Source organism: Aeromonas sp. MR16, assembly GCF_022549315.1.
Classification (GTDB): domain Bacteria; phylum Pseudomonadota; class Gammaproteobacteria; order Enterobacterales; family Aeromonadaceae; genus Aeromonas; species Aeromonas aquatica.
On record NZ_JAKZFK010000008.1, the window covers coordinates 43,920 to 66,372 of the forward strand.

The 22,453-nt window shown below is 62.5% G+C and carries 23 protein-coding genes; 11 read left to right on the forward strand and 12 right to left on the reverse strand.

The features are described from left to right. Nucleotides 1-18 precede the first annotated feature (18 nt). From MM194_RS08290 to tauD, 6 genes are all read left to right on the forward strand, one after another. Nucleotides 19-912, forward strand: a complete 894-nt coding sequence (locus MM194_RS08290) for a LysR family transcriptional regulator (protein WP_241343290.1) — start codon at nucleotides 19-21, stop codon at nucleotides 910-912. 146 nt (nucleotides 913-1,058) lie between these two features. After that, on the forward strand, nucleotides 1,059-2,162 hold the full coding sequence (locus tag MM194_RS08295; protein WP_241343291.1) for a YdcF family protein: 1,104 nt from the start codon (nucleotides 1,059-1,061) through the stop codon (nucleotides 2,160-2,162). A 343-nt stretch (nucleotides 2,163-2,505) separates the two neighbouring features. After that, nucleotides 2,506-3,480 (forward strand): taurine ABC transporter substrate-binding protein, encoded by a 975-nt coding sequence (gene tauA, locus MM194_RS08300; protein WP_241343292.1) that lies wholly within the window; start codon nucleotides 2,506-2,508, stop codon nucleotides 3,478-3,480. 16 nt (nucleotides 3,481-3,496) lie between these two features. Continuing rightward, nucleotides 3,497-4,264 (forward strand): taurine ABC transporter ATP-binding subunit, encoded by a 768-nt coding sequence (gene tauB / locus MM194_RS08305; protein ID WP_241343293.1) that lies wholly within the window; start codon nucleotides 3,497-3,499, stop codon nucleotides 4,262-4,264. Next, nucleotides 4,261-5,088, forward strand: a complete 828-nt coding sequence (gene tauC, locus MM194_RS08310) for a taurine ABC transporter permease TauC (RefSeq protein ID WP_241343294.1) — start codon at nucleotides 4,261-4,263, stop codon at nucleotides 5,086-5,088. The genes tauB and tauC overlap by 4 nt, the downstream gene beginning before the upstream one ends. A 127-nt stretch (nucleotides 5,089-5,215) precedes the next feature. Further along, a complete protein-coding gene (gene tauD, locus MM194_RS08315) occupies nucleotides 5,216-6,067 on the forward strand; it encodes a taurine dioxygenase (protein WP_241343295.1) in 852 nt (283 codons plus the stop codon). Between the two features lie 64 nt (nucleotides 6,068-6,131). On the opposite strand, the gene MM194_RS08320 is transcribed toward tauD, so the two are convergent. The 8 genes from MM194_RS08320 to MM194_RS08355 form a co-directional block, all read right to left on the reverse strand. Then, entirely contained in the window at nucleotides 6,132-6,500 is a 369-nt protein-coding gene (locus MM194_RS08320; RefSeq protein WP_033130388.1) for a DUF1428 domain-containing protein, read from the reverse strand. A 78-nt stretch (nucleotides 6,501-6,578) separates the two neighbouring features. Then, nucleotides 6,579-7,940 (reverse strand): MFS transporter, encoded by a 1,362-nt coding sequence (locus MM194_RS08325; protein WP_241343296.1) that lies wholly within the window; start codon nucleotides 7,938-7,940, stop codon nucleotides 6,579-6,581. 183 nt (nucleotides 7,941-8,123) lie between these two features. Next, nucleotides 8,124-9,014, reverse strand: coding sequence for a heme o synthase (gene cyoE / locus MM194_RS08330; RefSeq protein WP_081966109.1), 891 nt, complete (start codon nucleotides 9,012-9,014; stop codon nucleotides 8,124-8,126). Nucleotides 9,015-9,027: 13 nt separating this feature from the next. Next, on the reverse strand, nucleotides 9,028-9,357 hold the full coding sequence (locus MM194_RS08335) for a cytochrome o ubiquinol oxidase subunit IV (RefSeq protein ID WP_042640022.1): 330 nt from the start codon (nucleotides 9,355-9,357) through the stop codon (nucleotides 9,028-9,030). Continuing rightward, a complete protein-coding gene (locus MM194_RS08340) occupies nucleotides 9,358-9,972 on the reverse strand; it encodes a cytochrome o ubiquinol oxidase subunit III (protein ID WP_033130384.1) in 615 nt (204 codons plus the stop codon). It lies immediately after the preceding gene. A gap of 4 nt (nucleotides 9,973-9,976) precedes the next feature. Beyond that, nucleotides 9,977-11,953, reverse strand: coding sequence for a cytochrome o ubiquinol oxidase subunit I (cyoB, locus tag MM194_RS08345; RefSeq protein ID WP_033130383.1), 1,977 nt, complete (start codon nucleotides 11,951-11,953; stop codon nucleotides 9,977-9,979). Nucleotides 11,954-11,956: 3 nt separating this feature from the next. Beyond that, on the reverse strand, nucleotides 11,957-12,991 hold the full coding sequence (cyoA, locus tag MM194_RS08350) for a cytochrome o ubiquinol oxidase subunit II (protein WP_241343297.1): 1,035 nt from the start codon (nucleotides 12,989-12,991) through the stop codon (nucleotides 11,957-11,959). A gap of 556 nt (nucleotides 12,992-13,547) precedes the next feature. Beyond that, complete coding sequence (locus MM194_RS08355; protein WP_241343298.1) at nucleotides 13,548-13,991, reverse strand: carboxymuconolactone decarboxylase family protein; 444 nt, start codon at nucleotides 13,989-13,991, stop codon at nucleotides 13,548-13,550. 120 nt (nucleotides 13,992-14,111) lie between these two features. Here MM194_RS08355 and MM194_RS08360 point away from each other — a divergent pair, with 120 nt between their 5' ends. Beyond that, the gene (locus MM194_RS08360) at nucleotides 14,112-15,023 is read left to right on the forward strand and encodes a LysR family transcriptional regulator (protein ID WP_241343299.1); all 912 of its coding nucleotides are present in this window, start codon (nucleotides 14,112-14,114) and stop codon (nucleotides 15,021-15,023) included. 65 nt (nucleotides 15,024-15,088) lie between these two features. On the opposite strand, the gene MM194_RS08365 is transcribed toward MM194_RS08360, so the two are convergent. Further along, a complete protein-coding gene (locus MM194_RS08365) occupies nucleotides 15,089-15,418 on the reverse strand; it encodes a DUF3634 family protein (RefSeq protein ID WP_241343300.1) in 330 nt (109 codons plus the stop codon). 87 nt (nucleotides 15,419-15,505) lie between these two features. After that, nucleotides 15,506-16,474: a nucleoside hydrolase gene (locus tag MM194_RS08370; RefSeq protein WP_241343301.1), complete on the reverse strand. Its 969-nt coding sequence runs from the start codon at nucleotides 16,472-16,474 to the stop codon at nucleotides 15,506-15,508. Nucleotides 16,475-16,700: 226 nt separating this feature from the next. Between MM194_RS08370 and MM194_RS08375 the strand changes: the two genes are divergently transcribed. After that, entirely contained in the window at nucleotides 16,701-17,309 is a 609-nt protein-coding gene (locus MM194_RS08375) for a HutD family protein (protein WP_277605080.1), read from the forward strand. Nucleotides 17,310-17,322: 13 nt separating this feature from the next. Here MM194_RS08375 and MM194_RS08380 read toward each other — a convergent pair whose 3' ends face one another. Together MM194_RS08380 and azu are read right to left on the reverse strand one after the other, a co-directional pair. Beyond that, nucleotides 17,323-17,526: a hypothetical protein gene (locus MM194_RS08380; RefSeq protein ID WP_033130376.1), complete on the reverse strand. Its 204-nt coding sequence runs from the start codon at nucleotides 17,524-17,526 to the stop codon at nucleotides 17,323-17,325. Nucleotides 17,527-17,715: 189 nt separating this feature from the next. Further along, a complete protein-coding gene (gene azu / locus MM194_RS08385) occupies nucleotides 17,716-18,156 on the reverse strand; it encodes an azurin (protein ID WP_033130406.1) in 441 nt (146 codons plus the stop codon). Between the two features lie 315 nt (nucleotides 18,157-18,471). Here azu and MM194_RS08390 point away from each other — a divergent pair, with 315 nt between their 5' ends. From MM194_RS08390 to MM194_RS08400, 3 genes are all read left to right on the forward strand, one after another. Beyond that, nucleotides 18,472-19,536 carry an FAD:protein FMN transferase gene (locus tag MM194_RS08390; protein WP_241343302.1) on the forward strand — a complete coding sequence of 355 codons (1,065 nt, stop codon included), beginning with the start codon at nucleotides 18,472-18,474 and terminating at the stop codon, nucleotides 19,534-19,536. Nucleotides 19,537-19,703: 167 nt separating this feature from the next. After that, complete coding sequence (locus MM194_RS08395) at nucleotides 19,704-21,350, forward strand: tetratricopeptide repeat-containing response regulator (RefSeq protein ID WP_241343303.1); 1,647 nt, start codon at nucleotides 19,704-19,706, stop codon at nucleotides 21,348-21,350. Nucleotides 21,351-21,408: 58 nt separating this feature from the next. Continuing rightward, entirely contained in the window at nucleotides 21,409-22,371 is a 963-nt protein-coding gene (locus MM194_RS08400) for an ion channel (RefSeq protein ID WP_241343304.1), read from the forward strand. The last annotated feature ends 82 nt before the right edge of the window (nucleotides 22,372-22,453 follow it).

The following is a 22,453-nucleotide window of genomic DNA, read 5'->3' on the forward strand; positions in this document are numbered from 1 at the left end:
TTCCAAATTGAGAACAACATGAACCAGGATGCCTTCGCCCTGCTCCCCGCCTTCGTCGCCGTGGTGGAGGCGGGCACTTTCTCCGGCGCCGCCCGTCAGCTCGGCCTCAGCAAGTCGGTGCTGAGCAAGAAGGTGAGCCAGCTTGAGCAGCAGCTCGGTTGCCAGCTTATCTACCGCACCACCCGCTCCCTCGCCCTGACCGAGGCGGGGGAGCGCTACTTCGAGGCGGTGCGCCATGCGGTGCGCCTGGCAAGCGAGGGGGAAGATGCCATCGGCGCCCTGCAATCGGCGCCCCGCGGCCTGCTGCGGGTGACGGTGCCCATGGTCTATGGCCGGCGCCACATCGCCCCCCTTATCCCCGAATTTCTCGCCCTCCACCCCGAGGTGCAGTTGCAGCTCGAGATGAGCGACGCCCGGCAGGATCTGGTGGCCGAGGGGTTCGATGTGGCGGTGCGCATCGGCGAGCTGGAAGATTCGAGCCTGGTCGCCCGCCGCCTTGCCCCCTGTCACAGCACATTGTGCGCCGCCCCCGCCTACCTGGCGCGGGCCGGCACGCCCCGTACCCCGGCGGATCTCGAGCACCACAACTGCCTCTTCTACTCCCTGTTTCGCGGCGGCACCCAGTGGCGGCTGCAAGGCCCCGAGGGGGAGGTGGCCATCACCCCGCGCGGCAATTTCGAGGTCAACAACAGCGATGCCATCCACACGGCGCTGCTGGCGGGGCTCGGCATAGGCAACATGCCGGACTTTATCGTGGAGCGGGATCTCGCCACCGGTCGGCTGGTGCCCCTGCTGCCAGACCACGCCCTGCCCGAGCACGGCATCTGGTGCCTCTATCCGAAGCGCCGCCACCTGCCCGCCAAGGTGGAGGCCTGGCTGGGGTTTCTCCACGAGCGTCTGGGTCTGCGCTAGGGGGTTACCGGGATAACCGAAGCGGTTCACGTTTTTTGCTGCCAAAGGGCGTACAATCACACATAACCAAGTTCATGTTTTTATTGAAAAAGCCCCTAGGGGTAATGCAATGGCATGGCGCCCTCAACCCTCGATGGAACTCCATGATGAAAAGAACCGCGATTGCCCTGACCCTGGCCAGCCTGTTGGCACTGCCGGCGTTTTTCCCCTCCGTCGCCTGGGCCACCCCGGTGCGCTCCCTGCAAAAGGAGCAGAATTACGATCAGTACATCAGCAAGCGCCAGGTGGTGGATCAGCTGCTGGCGGATGCCTTGCACGTCTTCAAGTCGCCGGCCCGGGTCTCGGACGCCGGCTTCACCGCCAAGATGCCGAGCAACATGGAGCGGGTCACCGAGCTGCTGCTGCAGGCCTATCAACTCGAGCCCTACCGCACCGACTTGCTGATCTCGGCAGCTAATGCCCAGATCTACAACGGCAACGTGGACAGAGCCATCGCCCTGTTCGAGCAGGCGCTCACTGCCGCGCCGGACGATCTGGATCTCAACACCTATCTCGCCACCTGGCAGCGCTTCAAGGGCGATCAGGCCAAATCCGATGGCTACGTCAAGCGGGTCGGCGAGCTCAATGCCGGTCGCGCCGCCGACTTGCAGCGCCTCTTCGACACCGTGGACAGGGTTAACGCCACCCCGCTCAAGGAGCAGCAGGGACGGGGCGAGAAGAAGGGCCGCCGCGCCATCGTCACCCTGGGCTATGCCCTCAACCCCGACGGCAGCATGCACGACATCCTGCTGGGCCGGCTCGAGACCACCCGGGCCCTGGCCCAGGCCAACCCGGCGGCCCTCATCATCCTCACCGGCGGCGTGCCCCAGAACCGCCAGACCGAGGGCAAGCTGATGGCGGACTGGCTGGCGAAGAAGGGCATAGACAGATCCCGCATCATCGAGGAGAACTACGCCACCAGCACGGTGGAGAACGCCCTCTACAGCGGCTATGCCCTCGCCCGCCACCAGATTGAATATGCCACCCTGGTGAGCTCCGCCAGCCATGTGCGCCGGGGACAGACCCTGCTGGAAATAGCCTGCTGGCAGAGCGGCCCTGCCGGGATCCAGATAGACAGCGTCAGCTACCCGGACAAGCCGCTGTCGACCCTGGCCAAGGTGAGCGACGGCGAGCTGCTCGGTATCTACCGGGATGCCCTGCGCACCTACGGCCTCTGGAGTTATCGCTCGGCGCCCCTTATCGAGCGCTGATCCAGGGGGTTGCTTCCCACCACCTCTGGAGCCCGCCCACTGGCGGGCTTCTCTTATCTGGCCACCCTTATCTGACCATCTTGGCCGGCTCAGATCCCTACCTCCTCTCCCCGCTCTCCCCCTTCAGACTGCCTTTTCCTTCCCGCTTCTTTTTCCCACAAAAAAGTCCGATTGCCAGTGCGCGAATAACCTCTTCACAACTCGGCATATCTGAATTACCTCATTGATTCACCGTTCTTTTTCTAAGAACCATAACTCATGACAGCTGCCTTCTCGTTCCTTCATTTCCCGGCGCTGTTCGGGGAAAGATGAGGCCTCAATCACCCGAATGAAGGAACGCATCATGAAAGGAAAAGGAACTTCCCTCTGGCTGGCGGCACTCGCCCTGGTCAGCCAATCGGCCCTGGCGGTCGAGGTCACGGTCGCCTACCAAACCTCGGCGGAACCGGCCAAGGTGGCCCAGGCCGACAACACCTTCGCCAAGGAGAGCGGTGCCAAGGTGGACTGGCGCAAGTTTGACAGCGGCGCCAGCGTGGTGCGGGCGCTCGCCTCGGGCGACGTGCAGATAGGCAACATCGGCTCCAGCCCGCTGGCGGTGGCGGCCAGCCAGAACGTGCCCATCGAGGTGTTCCTGCTCGCCTCCAAGCTCGGCGACTCCGAGGCGCTGGTGGTGAAGCAAGGACTCGCCAACCCCCAGGATCTGGTGGGCAAGCGCATCGCCGTGCCCTACACCTCCACCACCCACTACAGCCTGCTGGCGGCCCTCAAGCACTGGGGCGTCGATCCGGCCAAGCTGCAGATAGTGAACCTGCAACCACCGGCCATCATCGCCGCCTGGCAGCGCGGTGACATCGACGGCGCCTATGTCTGGGCCCCGGCCCTCAACCAGCTCACCAAAGAGGGCAAAGTGTTGACCGACTCGGCCCAGGTCGGTGAATGGGGCGCCCCGACCCTGGATGTCTGGGTGGTGCGCAAGGACTTCGCCAAGGCCCATCCCGAGGTGGTGCAGGCCTTCGTGAGTAGCACCCTGGCGGCCCAGCGTGGCTACCTCGACAACCCCGATGGCTGGCTGGCCAAGGCGGATAACCTCGGCAAGCTGTCAAAACTGAGCGGCGTCCCCGAGGCCGACGTGCCCGGCCTGGTCAAGGGCAACACCTACCTCGACGCCCGCACCCAGAGCGCAGAGCTGAGCGGCCTGGTGAACCAGACCATCATCGACACCGCCCGCTTCCTCGAGGCCGAGGGCAAGGTCGCGAACGCCGCCACCGACTACAGCCAGTTCGTGACGGATCGCTTCGTGAAATCCGTGCCCCAATAAGCCACAGGAGACGATCATGCTGCAGCTCTCTTATGTGTCCGCCGAGTACGCCGGCAAGAAGGTGCTCGACAACATCAGCCTCTCCCTCCCTGAGGGCGAGTTGATGGTGGTGCTCGGCCCCTCCGGCTGCGGCAAGACCACCCTGCTCAACCTGGTCGCCGGCTTCGAGCCCTGCCAGCACGGCCACATCCGTTTGCAGGGCAAACAGGTGAAGGGGCCCGGCGCCGAGCGCGGCGTGGTGTTCCAGAGTGAGGGGTTACTCCCCTGGCGCAACGTACGGGACAACGTCGCCCTCGGCCTGCAACTGGCCGGGGTGCCCAAGGCCGATCGGGAGGAGCAGGCGCAAGCATTGCTGAGTAGCGTGGGGCTGGAGGGAGCAGGGGATCGCCCCATCTGGCAGCTCTCCGGCGGCCAGCGCCAGCGGGTCGGCATCGCCCGCGCCCTGGCCACCCAACCCCAGCTGTTGCTGCTGGACGAGCCATTCGGCGCCCTGGACGCCTTCACCCGCGAGCAGATGCAGACCCTGTTATTGCGATTGTGGCATCAGGGGCGCCGCCAGGTGCTGCTCATCACCCACGACATCGAGGAGGCGGTGTTTCTGGCGACCGAGCTGGTGCTGCTCTCCCCCTCCCCCGGCCGGGTCATGGAGCGGCTGACCCTGGATTTCGGTCGCCGCTTCGCCGCCGGCGAACCCTGCCGCAGCATCAAATCCGATCCGGCCTTCATCGAGCGCCGCGAGTACGTGCTCGGCCGGGTGTTCGAGCAGCGGGAGGCCTTCGCATGAGCATCGCCCTCACCCGCGCCGCCAGCCCCCGCAAGCGGGCCCTGCACTGGCCGCTGCCGAGGCGGCTGACCCTGAGCCTCGCCACCCTGGCCGCCTTGCTGGCCCTGTGGTGGCTGGTGGCAAGCATAGGCTGGGTAGATCCGCTGTTCCTGCCGCCCCCGGCCAAGGTGCTGGCCCAGCTCATCACCATTGCAGGGCCGCAAGGCTTCATGGACGCCACCCTGTGGCAACACCTGGGAGCGAGTCTTGGACGCATCCTCATCGCCCTGGTGGCGGCGGCCTTCTTCGGCATCGCAGCCGGCATCGCCATGGGGCTGAGCCCCACGGTGCGGGGCATGCTGGATCCGCTGATCGAGCTCTACCGGCCGGTGCCGCCCCTTGCCTACCTGCCGCTCATGGTGATCTGGTTCGGCATAGGCGAGACCGCCAAGGTGTTGCTCATCTATCTGGCCATCTTCGCCCCCGTGGCCATGGCGACCCTGGCGGGGGTGCAGAGCGCCAAGCCGGTGCGGCTGCGGGCGGCCCGGGCGCTGGGCGCCTCACCGGCCCAGGTGCTCTGGCACGTGATCCTGCCGGGGGCCCTGCCGGAGATCCTGACCGGGCTGCGCATCGGCCTCGGGGTGGGCTGGTCCACCCTGGTGGCAGCCGAGCTCATCGCCGCCACCCGGGGGGTGGGCTTCATGGTGCAATCTGCCGGCGAGTTTCTCGCCACCGATGTGGTGCTGGCAGGCATTCTGGTGATCGCCGTGATCGCCTTCGTATTGGAATTGGGTTTACGCGCACTGCAGCGCAGGCTGACACCCTGGCATGGAGAAGGACAATGAACCACAAGCTGACCATTACCCCTCTGGGGCCCCATGGTGATCGTCCAAATATCGCCTTCGTATTGGAATTGGGCTTACGCACATTCGCATTGCAGCGCCGACTGACGCCTTGGCATGGAGAAGGACAATGAACGACAAGCTGACCATTACCCCTCTGGGACCCCATATCGGCGCCGAGATCGCCGGTCTCGCGCTGGCCGAGCCCCTGACCCAGGGCCAATTCGAGCAGCTCCACCGTGCGCTGCTCAAGTACCAGGTGCTGTTTCTGCGGGATCAACCCATCAGCCCCAGGCAACAGCGGGCACTCGCGAACCGCTTCGGGGACTTGCACATCCACCCCGTCTACCCCCACAGCGAGGAAGCCGAAGAGATCATCGTGCTCGACACCCACGACGACAACCCGCCGGACAACGACAACTGGCACACCGACCTGACCTTCATCGAGACGCCGCCGGCGCTCGCCATCCTGGCCGCCAAGCAGTTGCCGCCGACCGGGGGCGACACCCTCTGGGCCAGCGGCATAGCGGCGCTCGCGGCGCTCTCCCCGCCCCTGCAGAAGCTGCTGGCGGGGCTGGAGGCGGAGCACGACTTCACCAAGTCGTTCCCGGCTCACCGTCACAACGGCAGCGAGGCCGAGCGCCAGCGCTGGCAGGCCGCCGTGGCCAACAACCCACCCCTGCGCCACCCGGTGATCCGCACTCACCCGGTGAGCGGCAGGCAGGCGCTGTTCGTCAACCAAGGCTTTACCACCCGTCTGCCGGATCTGCCGGCCCGGGAGAGCGAGGCGCTGCTCGGCTTCCTGTTCGATCACATCACCCGCCCCGAGTTTCAGGTGCGCTGGCGCTGGCAGGAGAACGACATCGCCATCTGGGACAACAGGGTGACCCAGCACTATGCCAACGCCGACTACCTGCCGGCACGACGGGTGATGCACAGGGCCACCATACTCGGGGACAAGCCCTTCTGGCGTGCGGCCTGAGCCTGCCCCCTCCATGAAAAAGCCCGCCGATGGCGGGCTTTCTTCCGTTTATCTTCTGAACAAATCAGGCCTTGAGTTCCAGCACCGTACTGAATCCGCCGAAGATCATGCGGGCGCCGTCGAACGGCATCTGCTGATGCAGGGGACCGCCCGGAGCCATTCTGGGATCCTGCATCATCTTTTGCATGGCCTCGTCCCGGGTCGCCTTGTCCGGCCACTCCACCCAGGAGAAGACCACGGTTTCATCTTCTTTCGCCGCCACGGCGCGGTAGAAATCGGTCTGCTTGCCGTGGGGCACGTCGTCCCCCCAGCACTCCAGCACCCGGGTCGCACCGAGCTCCAGGAAAATGGGATCGATGTACTTCGCATGATCGATCATGGCCTGCTTGTTCGCCGTGGGCACGGCGATCACGAATCCATCCACGTATGACATGAGAGCGTCCTCCTGTTAATGAGGATCTCAGCATAGCAAGGGGGTCGGGCCATCGCCCGACCCCGCCATGGGGGGGCATCAGGCGACGATCAGCCGCTCCAGATCGCTGCGCGTGAGGTGTTTGGTGTCCACCTTCACATACACCGAATGCTCCTCACTCACCAGCAGTACGTCGCTCACCCCGTCGCAGGCGCGGATCTTCTGCTCCAGTGCCGGGCTCGCCTCAACCCCTTCCGGCAGCACGATGCGCAGGCTGCTGACATAGGGAGGTTCTTGCATGGTGAGGCTGACCCCGAGCCAGAGCAGCGCCAGGGCGGCGCAGCCACCGAACACCAGGGGTGCCCCCCCTTGGCTGTAGAGCAGGCCACCCAGGCTGCCGCCGATGGCGACCCCGATAAACTGACTGGTGGAGTAAACCCCCATGGCGGTGCCCTTGTAACCCGGTGGCGACTCCTTGCTGATGAGGGATGGCAGCAATGCCTCCATCACGTTGAAGCCGATGAAGAAGATCTGCAGCCCCGCCAGCAGGCCCCAGAGCTGCAACCCGGCCTGCCACAGCACCACTTCGGCAACCAGCATCACCAGCACACAAATCTGGAACACCAGTTTCATCTTCCGGCGCTTCTCGGCGTAGAGGATGAAGGGTACCACGCTCACGAAGGCGACCAGCATGGTGACGAGGTAGGCCTGCCACTGCTGCTCCCGGGGCAGCCCGGCCTGTTCGAGCAGCGGCGGCAGCGCCACGAAGCTCGACATCAGCAGAGTGTGCACGCAGAGGATGCCGAGGTTGAGCTTGAGCAGGCGTGGATTGGCCAGCACGGTACGAATGCCCCCCTTCACCATGGCCGACTCGCGGTTGAGCAGATGGCCCTTCGGCTCCGGCACCCACCACAGGGTGATGCCGATGCCGCCGAGCGCCAGCAGGGCGATAAGCCAGAACAGGCCCGACAATCCCAGGGCATGGGTGATGAGCGGCCCGGTCACCATGGCGATGGCGAAGGTGATGCCAAAGCTCACCCCGATGAAGGCCATCGCCTTGGTGCGATTCTGCTCCCGGGTGAGATCCGAGAGCAGCGCCATGACGGCGGCGGAGATGGCGCCGCTGCCCTGCAGGGCGCGACCGACGATGACCCCCCAGATGGAGTCGCTCATGGCGGCGATGACGCTGCCAATGGCAAACATCAGCAGGCCGCCGACGATGAGGGGTTTTCTGCCGATACGATCGGAGAGCAGCCCGAACGGGATCTGCAGCAGGGCCTGGGCCATGCCATAGACACCGATGGCGAGCCCGATCAGCGTCTCGGACGCACCGGCCAGGGACATGCCGTAGGTGGTCAGCACCGGCAGCACCATGAACATGCCGAGCATGCGCAGTGAGAAGACGGAACCGAGCGCCCAGGTTGCCCGGCGCTCGCTCCTCGTCATGGTGAAATCATTCATGATGGCCTCATCAATCAGAAAAAGAGGGGGAAGAAGGAGATGGCAGCCTGCTCGGCCGAGCCACAGAAGAAAGAGCCCCGACGGGGCGGCCCCATAATAACAGAGCCGGGAAGGTTCCCGGCTCTGGATTCTACTGATTTTCCTGTGTCATATCACAACACTGGCATCCGGATTGGCGATGCCTCAGGGCAGCATGCTCACCAGCACGGGCGCTGCGTCCGGCTGGAAGTCCACCGACATCATCACGCTCAGGCAGGTGATGGTGACAATCGAGAACATGAACAGCTTGCGGGCCCAGAGGGAGTCATCGACCGCCTGCTTGTAGCCAGACAGCGCCATCCCCAACCACCAGACACTCACCGCGGTGGCGACGATCAGGTACTTGTAACCGGCATAACCGCCGAGGAACAGCATCAGGGTCGGCACCATAAAGGCCAGGATGTAGAGGGTGATGTGGTGTTTGGCCACGGAGATCCCCTTCACCACCGGCAACACCGGAATGTTGGCCGCCTGATAATCCTTGAAGCGGAAGATGGCGATCGCATAGGAGTGCGGCATCTGCCACAGGCTGAAGATCGCCAGCAGGATCAAGGCCCCCGAGTCGAACTGACCGCTCACCGCGCAGTAGCCGATGACCGGTGGCGCGGCGCCGGAGAGGCTGCCGACCAGGGTGCCATAGACCGAGTGACGCTTCATGTAGAGGCTGTAGACCCCCACATAGACCAGGAAGCCCAGCACTGCCAGCAAGGCGGCCAACGGATTGGCCGCGAAGTACAGCAGGGCAATGCCCGCAACGCCCAGCGCGCTCGCATACCAGAGCGAGACGCCAGGGGCGATCAGCCCCTTCACCAGGGCGCGATTCTTGGTGCGCTCCATGATGCAGTCGATGTCCCGGTCGATGTAGTTGTTGAACACACAGCCGGATGCGACCACCAGTGACACCCCGACCATGGTCAGGATGAACAGGGGGACGTCCAGGCTCCCCTTGGAGGCCAGCAAGAATCCACCGATAACCGAGATGAGGTTACCGAAGATGATGCCCGGCTTGGTCACTTGCAGGTATTGCTTCATCATCACATCAACCCGCTCAGTGAATCATCATGTTGATGTTGAGGTTGTACATGATCCACAGGGAACCCACCACCACGATGGCGATGATGAGCACGGTGAAGACCAGTGCCACCAGGTTCCAGCGCTCCTCGGAGGAGGTATTCATGTGCAGGAAGTAAGCCAGGTGTACGAAGATCTGGATCACCGCCATCCCGACCACGGTGCCGAGCACCACGGCGTGGGAGGCGCTGCCGTCCATCACCATCCAGAACGGGATCGCGGTCAGGATGAGTGACAGCACGAAGCCGATCATGTAGGACTTGGCGCTGCCGTGGCTGGCGCCGTGATTATCAACTGAATGACTCATTTACATGACCCCCATCAGGTAGACCACGGTGAAGACGCAGATCCACACCACGTCCAGGAAGTGCCAGAACAGGCTCAGGCACATCAGGCGAGTTCGGTTGCGCTCGGTCAGCCCCTTCTTAGAGATCAGCACCATCATCACGATGATCCAGATAAGGCCGCTGGTCACGTGGATACCGTGGGTACCGACCAGGGTGAAGAAGGCGGACAGGAAGCCGCTGCGCTGCGGGCCGAAGCCTTCGGCGATCAGGTGATGGAACTCGTAGATCTCCATGGCGATGAAGCCGGCACCGAACAGGAAGGTCACCAGCAGCCAGCCGTTGACGGCGGCTACCTTGTTCTTGTTCATGGCCAGCATGCCAAAGCCGAAGGTGATGGAGCTCAGCAGCAGCAACATGGTTTCGGCGAACACGAACGGCAGCTCGAAGATGTCCTTGCCGGTGGGACCACCGGCGGTGCCGTTGACCAGCACTGCATAGGTTGCGAACAGGGTCGCAAACAGGATGCAGTCGCTCATCAGGTAGATCCAGAAGCCGAACACCTTGGTGGCACCGGCATCGTGGTGCCCATGATCCTCATGGGCGCCGTGAATGTGATGTAAAACGTCCGTTGCCATAGCGTCAGGCTACCTTGTTGATGTTGTCGAAATGCTGACCTTCGATACGTTCGATCTCGTCAACCTGTACGTAGTAGTCCACATCGTCGTTGAAGCTGTGGATGATCCAGGTGCCGATCATGCCGACGAAGCCGGCGATGGCCATCCACCAGATGTGCCAGATCATGGCAAAACCAAACACCACGCTGAAGGCGGCGATGATGACACCGGCACCGGAGTTCTTCGGCATGTGGATGGGGGCATACTGGGCCGGCTGACGGTAGGCGCTACCGTCTTCCTTGGCTTCCCAGAACGCATCCAGACCCTTGACCTGCGGTTCGATGGCGAAGTTGTAGAACGGCGGCGGCGAGGAGGTAGACCACTCCAGGGTACGGCCACCCCAGGGATCGCCGGTCAGATCGCGGTTCTTCTCGCGGTCACGGATACTGACCACGACCTGGATCAGCTGGCACAGGACGCCGATGGCAATCAGGCCGGCGCCGCAAGCGGCCACCACCAACCAACCGTGGTACTCGGGCTCGATGTTCTGGCTGACGCGACGGGTCATGCCCATGAAGCCCAGTACGTAGAGCGGCATGAAGGCGACGAAGAAGCCGGTGATCCAGAACCAGAAGGCACGCTTGCCCCAGACGTCATCCAGCTTGAAGCCGAACGCTTTGGGGAACCAGTAGGTGATACCGGCAAAGCAACCGAACACCACGCCGCCGATGATGACGTTGTGGAAGTGCGCGATCAGGAACAGGCTGTTGTGCAGCACGAAGTTGGCGGCCGGCACGGAGAGCAGTACCCCGGTCATGCCACCGACGGTGAAGGTGATGATGAAGCCGACGGTCCACAGCATGGGCGAGCTGAACTCGATGCGACCGCGGTACATGGTGAACAGCCAGTTGAAGATCTTCACCCCGGTCGGGATGGAGATGATCATGGTGGCGATGCCGAAGAAGGCATTCACGTTGGCGCCGGAACCCATGGTGAAGAAGTGGTGCAACCAGACCACGAAGGCCAGCACGGTGATGGCCAGGGTAGCCCACACCAGGGAGGTGTAACCGAACAGCTTCTTCTTGCAGAAGGTCGCCACCACCTCGGAGAAGACCCCGAACACCGGCAGCACCAGGATATACACCTCGGGGTGACCCCAGGCCCAGATCAGGTTGATGTACATCATCATGTTGCCACCCATGTCATTGGTAAAGAAATGGGTACCCAGGTAGCGGTCTGCGGTCAGCAGGGCGATGGTGACGGTCAGGATCGGGAAGGAGGCGATGATCAGGATGTTGGCGCACAATGCGGTCCAGGTGAACACCGGCAGACGCATCATGGTCATGCCCGGGGTACGCATCCGGATGATGGTGGCAAAGAAGTTGACACCGGTCAGCAGGGTCCCCAGACCCGAGATCTGCAGACTCCAGATCCAGTAATCGACCCCGACGCCCGGACTGAACTCCAGCCCCGACAAGGGCGGATAGGCCAGCCAGCCGGTCTGGGCGAATTCACCGACCCCGAGGGAGACGTTGATCAGCACCACGGCTGCGGCGGTAAACCAGAAGCTCAGGTTGTTCAGGAAGGGGAAGGCGACGTCACGGGCGCCGATCTGCAGCGGCACGACGATGTTCATCAGGCCGATCACCAGCGGCATGGCCACGAAGAAGATCATGATGACGCCGTGGGCGGTGAAGATCTGGTCGTAGTGGTGCGGCGGCAATATGCCCTCGCCCCCGGCCGAGGCCATGACCTGCTGGGTACGCATCATCACCGCATCGGCGAAGCCGCGCAGCAGCATGACCATGCCCAGGATGAGATACATGATACCGAGGCGCTTGTGATCCACCGAGGTGAACCACTCCTGCCACAGGTACCGCCACTTGCCGTAATAGGTGATGAGACCGGCGATGGCCAGCCCACCCAAAATGATACCGGCTATCGTGACCATGATAATGGGTTCATGGTACGGGACAGCCTCGAGTGTCAATTTTCCAAACATCGATTATTCCTCGGATCCTGCTTTCACACTCTTGTCATCCATCGGCATGGCCATGTGCCCGGCATGATCTTCATGTCCGGCCTGTGCCATGTCGCCGTGATCCATCCCTGCCATCTCATCCATCTCGTCGCCCTGCTTGGCAGCGGCGGCTTCGTGTTTCATGCCCTTGTGATCCGCGGGTTTCATGTCACCCATGAACTTGTTGATCACATTGACGAACAGCTTGGGATCGGCGCTCGCGAAATACTCCACCGGGTGGTTTTCGCTCTTCTTGGCCAGGGTATCGAACTCACCCATGGTGCTCAGCATCTTCGGCGACTGCTTTACCTTGGCAACCCAGGCGTCGAAACCGGCTTGATCCTGAGTGGCGATGGCCTTGAACTTCATGCCCGAGAATCCGGCGCCGCTGTAGCTGCCCGAGATCCCCTTGTACTGGCCCGCCTCGTTGGCGATCAGGTGCAGCTTGGTCTGCATGCCGGCCATGGCGTAGATCTGGCCACCGAGTTGCGGAATGAAGAAGGAGTTCATCACGGTATCCGAGGTCACCCGGAAATTGATGGGGGTATTGATCGGGAAGGCCAATTCATTGACCGAGGCGATGCCCAGTTCCGGATAGACAAACAGCCACTTCCAGTCGAGGGAAATAACATCGACCTGGATCGGTTTGACATCCGATTCCAGCGGTTTGTAAGGGTCCAGATCGTGGGACGTTTTCCAGGTAATGATCGCCAGAATGACGATGATAATGACGGGAACCGTCCAGACGACGGCCTCAATCTTGGTGGAGTGGGCCCAATTCGGGGTATATGTGGCGTCGGTATTGGATGCTCTGTATTTACGAGAGAATACCACCGCCATCACAATCACCGGGATCACCACAATTAACATCAGCCCAAGGGCCGTTAATATCAGTGATCGCTGTTCCAGACCTACCTGCCCTTTAGGGCTCATCAGAGCCATGTCACAACCACTCAGCAAGCCGGTGACTGTAATCAACAGCAAAGCACCCAAACCCCTCTTCAAATCACCAGGTCTCATGCCGTGTCCTCACCTTCCGAAGGCGTTGATGTCATAAAAATGCGGCATTTTATTGCATCTGAACGGCATGTGAACAACATGAAAAATTAATCCATCAATTGTGTTTTTTGAGGCTATTGGCGTGCTACAAATGTTAATGACTTGACAGGCCCGACTTTATCGAAGTCACAAGCTGGCAATTCATCTTCCGTTAATTACACTCCCCTTCTTAATTGCTCAACAATTGAGCGACACGTCTGCCAAGCCTTATTATTTTCATCGTCAATACCTGATCTTCCTCATTAATAACCCTTCATGAGCATTTACCCACGACCACAACCTTGATTTGGATCAGGGTTTTTTCGGCTAAAAACAAAAATTAATTAATCAAACAATGGTATGATTAACTTCTGACTGAGCTCCAAAGGGGGCCCTTCAACCAGCATAAAATCCTCTCGTCTCCTCGGGACCAGATGAAAAACGGGTCTCCCAGTGAGACCCGTTACGTGCCTTATGCGACGAGATTTGCAACATTTATTGCCAGAAAGTCGCCGTCATGGCAGCGATAAATCCTGCCTCAGCGGTGCTGATGCTCCATTCTGGTGGCGACCGCGATCCGGTTCCAGGCATTGATGGTGACGATCTGTATCAGGCACTGGGCCAGCAGGGTTTCACCGAGTTGCACCAGCCCCTGCCGATAAGTCTCCTCGCTCAAGCCATGGTCTGCGATCCGGGTCACCTCGTCGGTCAGGGCCAGCACGGCCCGCTCCCTGGCATCAAACAGGGGGGACTCCCGCCAGGCGGCCAACGCCAGCAGGCGTTGCGGGCTCTCCTGCTGCTGCATCGCCACCTCGGCGTGCATCTCGATGCAGTAGGCACAGCCGTTGATCATCGAGGCCCGCAGCTTGATGAGCTCCTTGAGGACGGGCGAAATGTCGCTCCCGCCGAGATAGGATTCGAGGCCCATCATGGCCTTGATGGCGGCGGGGGCCTGGTTGGCGAGTTGGATACGATCTGACATGGCAAGACTCCTGAGGTGAGCGCCCCTCTTGGGCGATGACGGCATTGTTCACCTTTCCACTTATGAATAGAATATCGTCATCATCGGCAACAGTTTTGCATTAAACGCAAAGGTATCCTCATGCTGGATCGCATTCGCATCCTGGCCCAGGTGGTGGAATCCGGCAGCTTCTCCCGCGCCGCCCGCGCCCTCAACCTGGCCCCCTCCTCGGTGACCCGTACCATAGACACCCTTGAACAGCAGCTCGGGGTGCCGCTGTTCAAACGCAGCACCCGCCAGTTGGTGCTGACCGAGCAGGGGGAGTACTTCCTCGCCCGTTCGGTGCGCCTGCTGGAGGAGGCCGATCAGCTGGTGCAATCCCTCCAGCCCCTGCCGGAGGCTCCCCGAGGGCCGCTACGGGTCTCGGTGTTCGAAAGCTTCGGGGCGGCCTGGCTGGCGCCACGGCTGCCCGCGTTTCTGGCCCGCTATCCCGGGGTGCGACTCGAGATTGAGCTCGACAACCGACTGGTGGATCTCGATGCCGACAACGTGGATGTGGCCGTTCGCATCGGACGCCCGGCCGACAGCGGCCTGCATGCCCGCAAGTTGCTCACCAACCGCACCCTGCTGGTCGCCTCCCCCGGCTACCTGGCGCAACAGGGCAAGCCCGGCCACCCCGATGAGCTTGCCACCCACAACTGCCTGATCCGCGGTCAGGGGCGACAGCGCCAGCACTGGCATTTTCGGCGGGGAGCAGAGCGGCGCAAGGTCGCGGTGCAAGGCAACCTCGCCTCCGTCGGGGGCACGCCGTTATTGTGCGCTGCCCAGGCGGGCTGCGGCCTCTTGTTGCTGTCGAGCTGGATGGTGCAGCAAGGACTGGACGACGGCTCCCTGCAATCCGTGCTGCCCGACTGGCAAGCCTCTCCTTATGAGGATCGCCACGACGAGATCTACGCGGTGTTTCGCGGCGGCCGCTTCCTGAAGCCCCAGACCCGCGCCTTCATCGACTTCCTGATCGAGGCGATAGCCCCCTTGCAGGAGGAAACCCGCTGATGCAGGCCAGGCAGTGAGAAAGCAAAAGCCGGGCAATGGCCCGGCTTTTTATTGTTCATCTGCGGCTAACGGGGCTTGCGCCCATCCGGCGCGGCTGCGGCACCACGATAGTCGGCATAGGGGAAGACATTGCGCAGCCGTTGGGCCACGGGTTCGGGGATGGAGCGGGAGAACACCAGCCTGACGCCGTTGCCATCGCGCTGGCCCAGGATACGCCCCCGTACCGGATCCTGCTGCAGGATCTGCTTGGCCTGGGCCAGGAAGCGTGGCGGTACCGAGCCCCGCTTCACCACCAGCTTGCCCGGCTGCAGCCGGATCTCGAACAGGGCACCACGGCCCAGTTTCATCAGCCACCAGATCAGGGCAATCGCCACCAGCAAAGACAACCAGGCCATTTGACTCCTCCTTGAACCTCGTTTTCGCCAGTATAGGCCGCACCGACGCGCAATTATCGGGTGGGCATCACGCTTTGCCTATCGGCCTCAGTGCCCCTTGCCCCAGGCCACCAGCGTCTCGCGATAGAGCGAGAGCAGGGCCTGATCCCGCACCGCCACCCCGACCCGCTGGGCGGGATAGTCGGCCCACTCATCGTGGGGATGGGACTTGCCATCGAATTTTTGCAGGGTATGCCCGATGGCGGGGCCACTGTCGATGACCCGCACCGGCCCATCTCGCAGGGTGAACAGCTCGGGGTCGACCACATAGGCGATGGCGGAGGGATCGTGCACATGGCAACCGTCCAGACCGATCCGCTCCGAGTAGAAGCGCAGGTAGAAACGGCTAACGTCCCACAGGAATCGGCCCGGCTCTCCCGCCTCGTCCCGCAGGGCATCCAGATAAGCGCCGCTGAAGAAGCTCTGCTGGGTCACGTCCAGTCCGATGATCACCACGGGCCAGTCGGCAGTGAACACCGCATCCGCGGCCTCGGGATCGTCGTGGATATTGGCCTCCGCATAGGGGGTCACGTTGCCGCGATGGCCGTTGACGCCAAAGGCGCCTCCCATCACCACCACCTGCTTCACCAACTTGGTGATCTCGGGTGCCTGCGCCAGTGCCAATGCCAGGTTGGTAAGCGGCCCTATGGTCACCAGGGTGATCTCGCCGGGGGCGGCCTTCAGGGCCTCGACGATATATTGCCAGGCCGGGCGGGAGTCTGCGCTGATGCTCACCTCCCCGGCCGTCACGTCCCCAAAACCGGTGGGACCGTGCACCACAGTGGTCGGCCCCACCGGCGCGCGTTTTAGCGGCGCTGCGGCGCCCTGGGCCACGTCGGCCTTCATGCCATATTTCTGCTTGAGCCAGAGCGCGTTGTGGGTGCCATGTTCGATGGTGGCATTGCCAAAGACGGTGGTGATGGCGAGCAGCTCGATGGCGGGGTGCGCCTCGGCGAAGAGTATTGCCATGGCATCGTCGATGCCGGGATCCGTATCCAGAATGATCTTGTGGGTCATGGTGCCTCCATACGACAGAGCTGCCAGTGTAGCGGCCCATGGCCGGTTTAACAGCGCCGGGATCACAGCCTCGCGGTTTCGTTTGCTCCATCCGCACCGACTGGCGCCATTTTGAGCAGCGGCGGTGGCAAGGAGGGCGTCGCGGCCACAAAGCAGGCCAGAGTGTCGAAATAGTGGGCAACCGCACACCGCGGGGCGCGGGCCGCCTTGTGGGCCCGTCCGCGGGATGGTATCACTTGGCCTCCTTGCCCACTCCCACAGCCGAGGCGCCATAGTGATCACCCTGATTAAAGAGTCTGACCAACTGAAGATGCCCTGGAAGAACAAGCAGGGCACCACGGCCCAGATCCTCATCTCCCCCAGGGGGGCGAGTCTGGACAAGCTCGATTTTGACTACCGACTCAGCTCGGCCCCCATCAAGGGGGCAGGCCCCTTCTCCAAGTTTCCCGGTTATCAGCGCATCCTGCTGCCCATCGGCGGGGCCGGTTTCGTGCTCAACGGCCACCCTTACGCCACCTTTGAGGCCGCCCATTTCAGCGGCGATGACGAGACCCACTGCGAGCTGCTGAAGAAAGAGGTGACGGATCTGGGGCTCATCTATGATCCCGAGCGCATCAGCGCCAACGTGCGGGTGCTCAATGTGCCCTTCCCGCTGAGCCTCAGTCTGGATACAGACAAGACCTACCTCTGCCATCTGCTGAGCGGCCAGCTCGAGGTGGATGGCCGAGCCGTCGCGGTCAACGAGACGCTGCTGGTCACGGGGGAAGAGAGCATACGACTGGAGTGTCAGAAGAAGACGGCCATCGCCTTCTTTACCCTGCAGCCACTCGGCTAAACAGCAGGCAAGATCAGCGTTTGGGGGCCCGGCCCCCACTATCGAGGCAAGCCTGCATGCTGTCGTAGGGTTCATAGTACTTGGTGCGGCTGTAGTAGGTGCCGCCCTTGGGGTGGCAGATGCCGTTGCGGCTCTTCTTGACCGGGGGCTCCGCCGCCAACGCGATAGCACACATCAGCATCAGGCAGCAGCCGAGCACCCATTTGACTGCTCTCATTCTCTCTATCCGTTCGGTTCATCGGCGGGACTCTGGCCCGTTTGAGACCTACCCTATCCCGGCCTACCTCCGGCCGATGCCCGTCAGATCACGAAACGGGCGCCTGTTTCTGCTTGGCCCATGGCTCAGCACGGCAAACAATAAAAAAGCCGGGAGAACCCGGCTTTTTTCATGACGAGGACGAGCGGCTTAGTTGACCTTGAAGCTGCCCTTCATCATGGCGAAGTGACCGGGGAAGGAGCAGAAGAAGGTGAGATCCTTGCCAGCAAGGCCATCGGTCTTGAAGGTGACGCTGGCACTCTCGCCACCGCCCACCAGCTTGGTGTGCGCCAGGATCCGGGCATCTTCCTTGGGCAGGTAATCGTGATCGGCACCGGCGCTCATGCCGGCGGTGGCGACGGCCTGATAATCGGCGGTGTTCGCCAGTACCCAGTTATGACCCATGGCGGTCACCGGCATCTTGCCCGTGTGATTGAGGGTGATGGTCACCTCTTTGCAGGTGGCGGGGACGCTCATTTCCTTGAGGTTGTACTGCATGGCATCATTGCCCTCGATGACCAATGCGCACTCATCGGCCAGGGCCGGGGCGGCCAGGGCACTCAGAAACAGCAGGGTAATTACCTTCTTCATCATCTTCTCCTTTGATTGGCAATGAATGGCAACACGCTTGCCTGCAAACTCGCACCGGCGATGGGCAAAGATGCTGTCATAATCGATCTTCATTATTGTACTTAACTGTCGTCATTCGACTATGGCTTTTGCTCAAAGCTGCGGACCAAGTCACCTGTTTGAGCCCGGACACATTCAACTTTGGAACAGATTTGGCCGGTCAACACCCTGAACCGCTTAATTATTTCCACCGCCTGTACAGGCAGGAGACTCGTCAGCCCGAGCCCCCTTGGCTAAGCTGCCTTCCTGCCTAATCTTGTCCCGCGAGAATACTGGATGCGCCTCCCTTCCCAAGCCCATGTTCCCACCAAGGCCCCTGCCCTGCGCGGCCTGCTGTTAGCCCTGACGTTGCTGCTCGGTGCCTGCCAGCCCGCCTCGCCACCCCTGACCCGCATTCAGGGCAACACCATGGGCACTTACTACGTGGTGACGGTGAACGATCCTTTCCCTGGCGGCAAGGAGGCGTTGCAACGCGAGCTCGATACCCTGCTGGCACGGATGAACAAGGAGATCTCTACCTATGATCCGGGCTCCCTCATCTCCCGCTTCAATCAAAGCACGGGCAAGGAGCCCATGCGCATCCCGGCCGGCATGGCGAAGATAGTGCAGCAGGGCATAGCCGCCGGGCACCTCACCGGCGGCAAGCTGGATGTGACAGTGGGGCCCCTGGTCAATTTGTGGGGCTTTGGGCCGGACAAGCGCCCAGTCAAGCGCCCCAGCGACGAGCAGATCGCCGAGGCCCGCCAGCGGGTGGGCATCGACAAGCTGAGCCTGAGCCGGCAAGGGGAACGCTTCCTGCTCGGCAAGTCCATCCCGGATCTGTATCTGGATCTCTCCACCCTGGGAGAGGGGGCCGCCGCCGACGAGATAGCCGCCCTGCTGGAGGGCAAGGGGGTCAACAACTACCTCATCGAGGTGGCGGGCGCGGTGCGCAGCAAGGGCCATAACAGCCAGGGCAACCGCTGGCGGGTGGCCATCGTCGAGCCCTCGGACAACCCGGGCGCCATCGAGGACGTGGTTGTCCCGAACGGCATGGCACTCAGCACCGCCGGCAGCTATCGCAACTATTACGAGCTGGATGGCCAGCGTTACTCCCACATCATCGACCCCGCCACCGGTCAGCCCGTGACCCACAGGCTGGTCTCCGCCAGCGTGTTGACCCCGACGGCGCTGGAAGCCGACGCCCTGGATACCGCACTCATGGTGATGGGGCCCGAGCAGGCGATGGCGTTTGCCAGGGCCCACCGGCTCGCGGTCTATCTCATCGTCAAGACGGCGCAGGGCTTCGAGAGCCGGTATACCCCCCAGTTTGCCCCCTACTTGCAGCAGAAGAAGCCTTGAGCTGACATCTTCAAGCGCAGTGAGCGCCGCACACGGCGACCGGACAGCGATGATCGGTCGCCGATTTGGGAGGGAAAGCGCGGGGCAATTGCGCCATCGGATTGCCTGCCTGCAGACTTTGGTGGCACACTTCATTCACCCGCCCGTAGCGCCTTGACTCAAGACTGATGCAGACACCGGATCCCGAGCCAGAGAAGAAAGCCCAACCCAAACCCAAGCGCATCCTGCTGGTCAATGAACAGCGCTCCTTCCAGATGATGATGAAGGCGATGCTGATCAACATCGGCATCAACCGCATCACCTACATCAACTCGGCCGACGAGGCGCGTCGTCGCTGCCAGAAAGAGACCTTCGACATCTACCTGCTCGACTACGAGCTGGGAGCAGGCGAAAATGGTCGCCAACTGCTGGAGAGCCTGCGCAACCAGCAACTGATCCCGCCCCAGAGCGTGGTGATCATGGTCAGCAGCGACAGCTCGAGGGCCATGGTGCTGAGCGCCCTCGAGGCCGAGCCCGACGAATACCTGATGAAGCCCTTCTCCCAGGAGCAGTTCTCGTTTCGCCTGAAGCGGGCCCTCGCCCGCCGTCAGGCGTTGGAGAGCGTCTTCATCGCCCTCACCCAAAACGATCTGCCGGCGCTCATCGAGGCCTGCGCCGCCCAGGCCGATACTGTGCCGCGCTTCGCCAACTTCTGCCGCTGCCTGCAGGCCGATACCCAGCTCAAGCTCGGTCAGGCCAGGGAGGCGCGCAGCCTGATGCGCCAACTGCTGGCCGGGCAGGAGAACAGCTGGGCCCGGCTGACCCTGGGCAAGGCCTGCCACACGCTCGGGCTGCACGAGGAGGCGGTGAGCCACCTGCAGGCGACCCTCAGGAACACCCCGCTGATGGTGGAGGCCCACCTCTGGCTGGCGGAATCCCAGCTGGCCCTTGGCAAGGGGGAGCTCGCCCAGCAGGAGCTGCGGCGGGCGGTGGACATCTCCCCCCAGTCGGTGCAACTCTCCCGCCGCCTGGCGGAGGTGTGTCTGCTGCGCCACGACTACGGCCAGGCCAAGGATGTGCTGCTCTCCCTCATCGATCTGTCGCGCAACTCCATCCACCGCACCCCGCACTACCTGGGGGCCTACATCCAGACCCTCACCCTCTATGCCCTCAACAGCAACGACGGCTACCACATCGCCAACCTGCAGAAGCAGGTGAACTCGGCGCTGTCGCGGATCCGCGATTCCCTGATGATGGCGGAGTTCAACTACCCGGTGTTCGAGCAGATCTGCCAGGCCAGGGTGCAGATCGCCCTCGGCGAGCTGCTCAAAGGCAAGAAGATGCTCTATCGCGCGAACCAGAACTGGCTGGATCAACCGGCGACCATGCCCCCCGCCTTGCTCGGCGAGACCATACTGGCGCTCTACCAGCTCGGCGAGTTCGAGTATGCCGAGAGCCTGCAGGCGCTGCTGGCGGAGGACGAGGACAGGCTGCTGACCACCTGCATTCAGGTCACCCGGGATGACAAGACGGTGCAGGAGCGCCGCCAGCGCTATCAACAGCTCAACGACCTTGGCATCAAGGCCTATCAGGGCGGGGAGCTGGAGCAGGCCCTCGGCCACTTCCGCGAGGCGCTGCGCCGGGCTCCCGCCAATACCGGCGCCGCCCTCAACAAGATCCAGGTGCTGCTGCAGCTGATGCAGAAGAACCGCAAGAGCCCGGAATTCGGCGCCGAGTGCAAGGAGACCCTGGAGGTGCTGGAAGGCATCCCCTTGAATCCCGCCCAGCAGGATCGCTTCCGCAAGCTGCGCCAGGAATTTAACCAGTTCAACTAGCCAGCCGAGCCGGCGCCTCACCTATGCTGATACAGACTCAGCAAGGAGAGGCGACAGCATGGCGATGTGCCGATATCTGGTGGCGGATGGCCGCCACTGCAGCGAAGAGGCGGGGGATCACGACTTGTGCCGCTGGCACGATCCCCAGGCCGATCACCAATCCCCCGACACCGCCCAGGCGCTGGAGAACTACGTTCGCCAGGGCGGGCTCTGCCACGGCCTGCAGCTGGCCCGCGCCGAGCTGGCCGGCCTCAACCTGGTGAACAAGCAGGATCCCCAGGGCTTCCTGCTGGAGCAGTGCAACCTCTATCGCGCCAACCTGCGCGGCGCCCACCTCTACGGCATCCGCTTTCGCGGCGGCAGCCTGATGAAGGCGGACCTCAGCGACGCCAACCTGCACTGCGCCCAGCTTCACGACATCAACCTGCTCGGCCTGCGCTGGAAGAACACCCGGCTCGACAATCTGGATACCGGCAAGCGGCTGATGCAGGACCGCAAGGGGCGCAAGGAGCGGGATCCGGCGCAGGCCCGCATCTGGTTCAAGGAGGCGGAGGAGACCTACCGGGATCTGCGCAAGGCCTCGGAGGCCCAGGGCATCTTCACCATGTCCGGCCGCTACATCCAGCAGGAGCTGACCATGCGCCGGCTGCAACTGCCGCTCTGCTCCTACCAGCGTTTCGCCTCCTGGATAGTGGATCTGTTCTGCGGCTACGGCGAGGCGCCGATGCGGGTGGTGCTGTTCTCCCTGTTGCTGATCCTCATCTGCAGCATCTTCTACTTCTTCTTCGGCCTGAGCTTCAACGGCAACCACCTCATCTACCGCCCCGAGGCGTCCCTCGAGCAGAACGCCATCTTCCTGCTCGAATGCCTCTACTACAGCGTGGTCACCTTCACCACCCTGGGCTACGGCGACTTCACCCCCATCGGCCTGTCGCGGATCTTTGCCGCCTTCGAGGCCTTCACCGGCAGCTTCACGCTGGCGCTGTTTGTGGTGGTGTTTGTCAAGAAGATGACCCGCTGAGCACTCTGCCGCCGCTGCGAAGGCCCGGCCCGGTTCACCTAGGCCGGGTCAGGCACAGCCACCCGGCCCCTGAACTTGCATC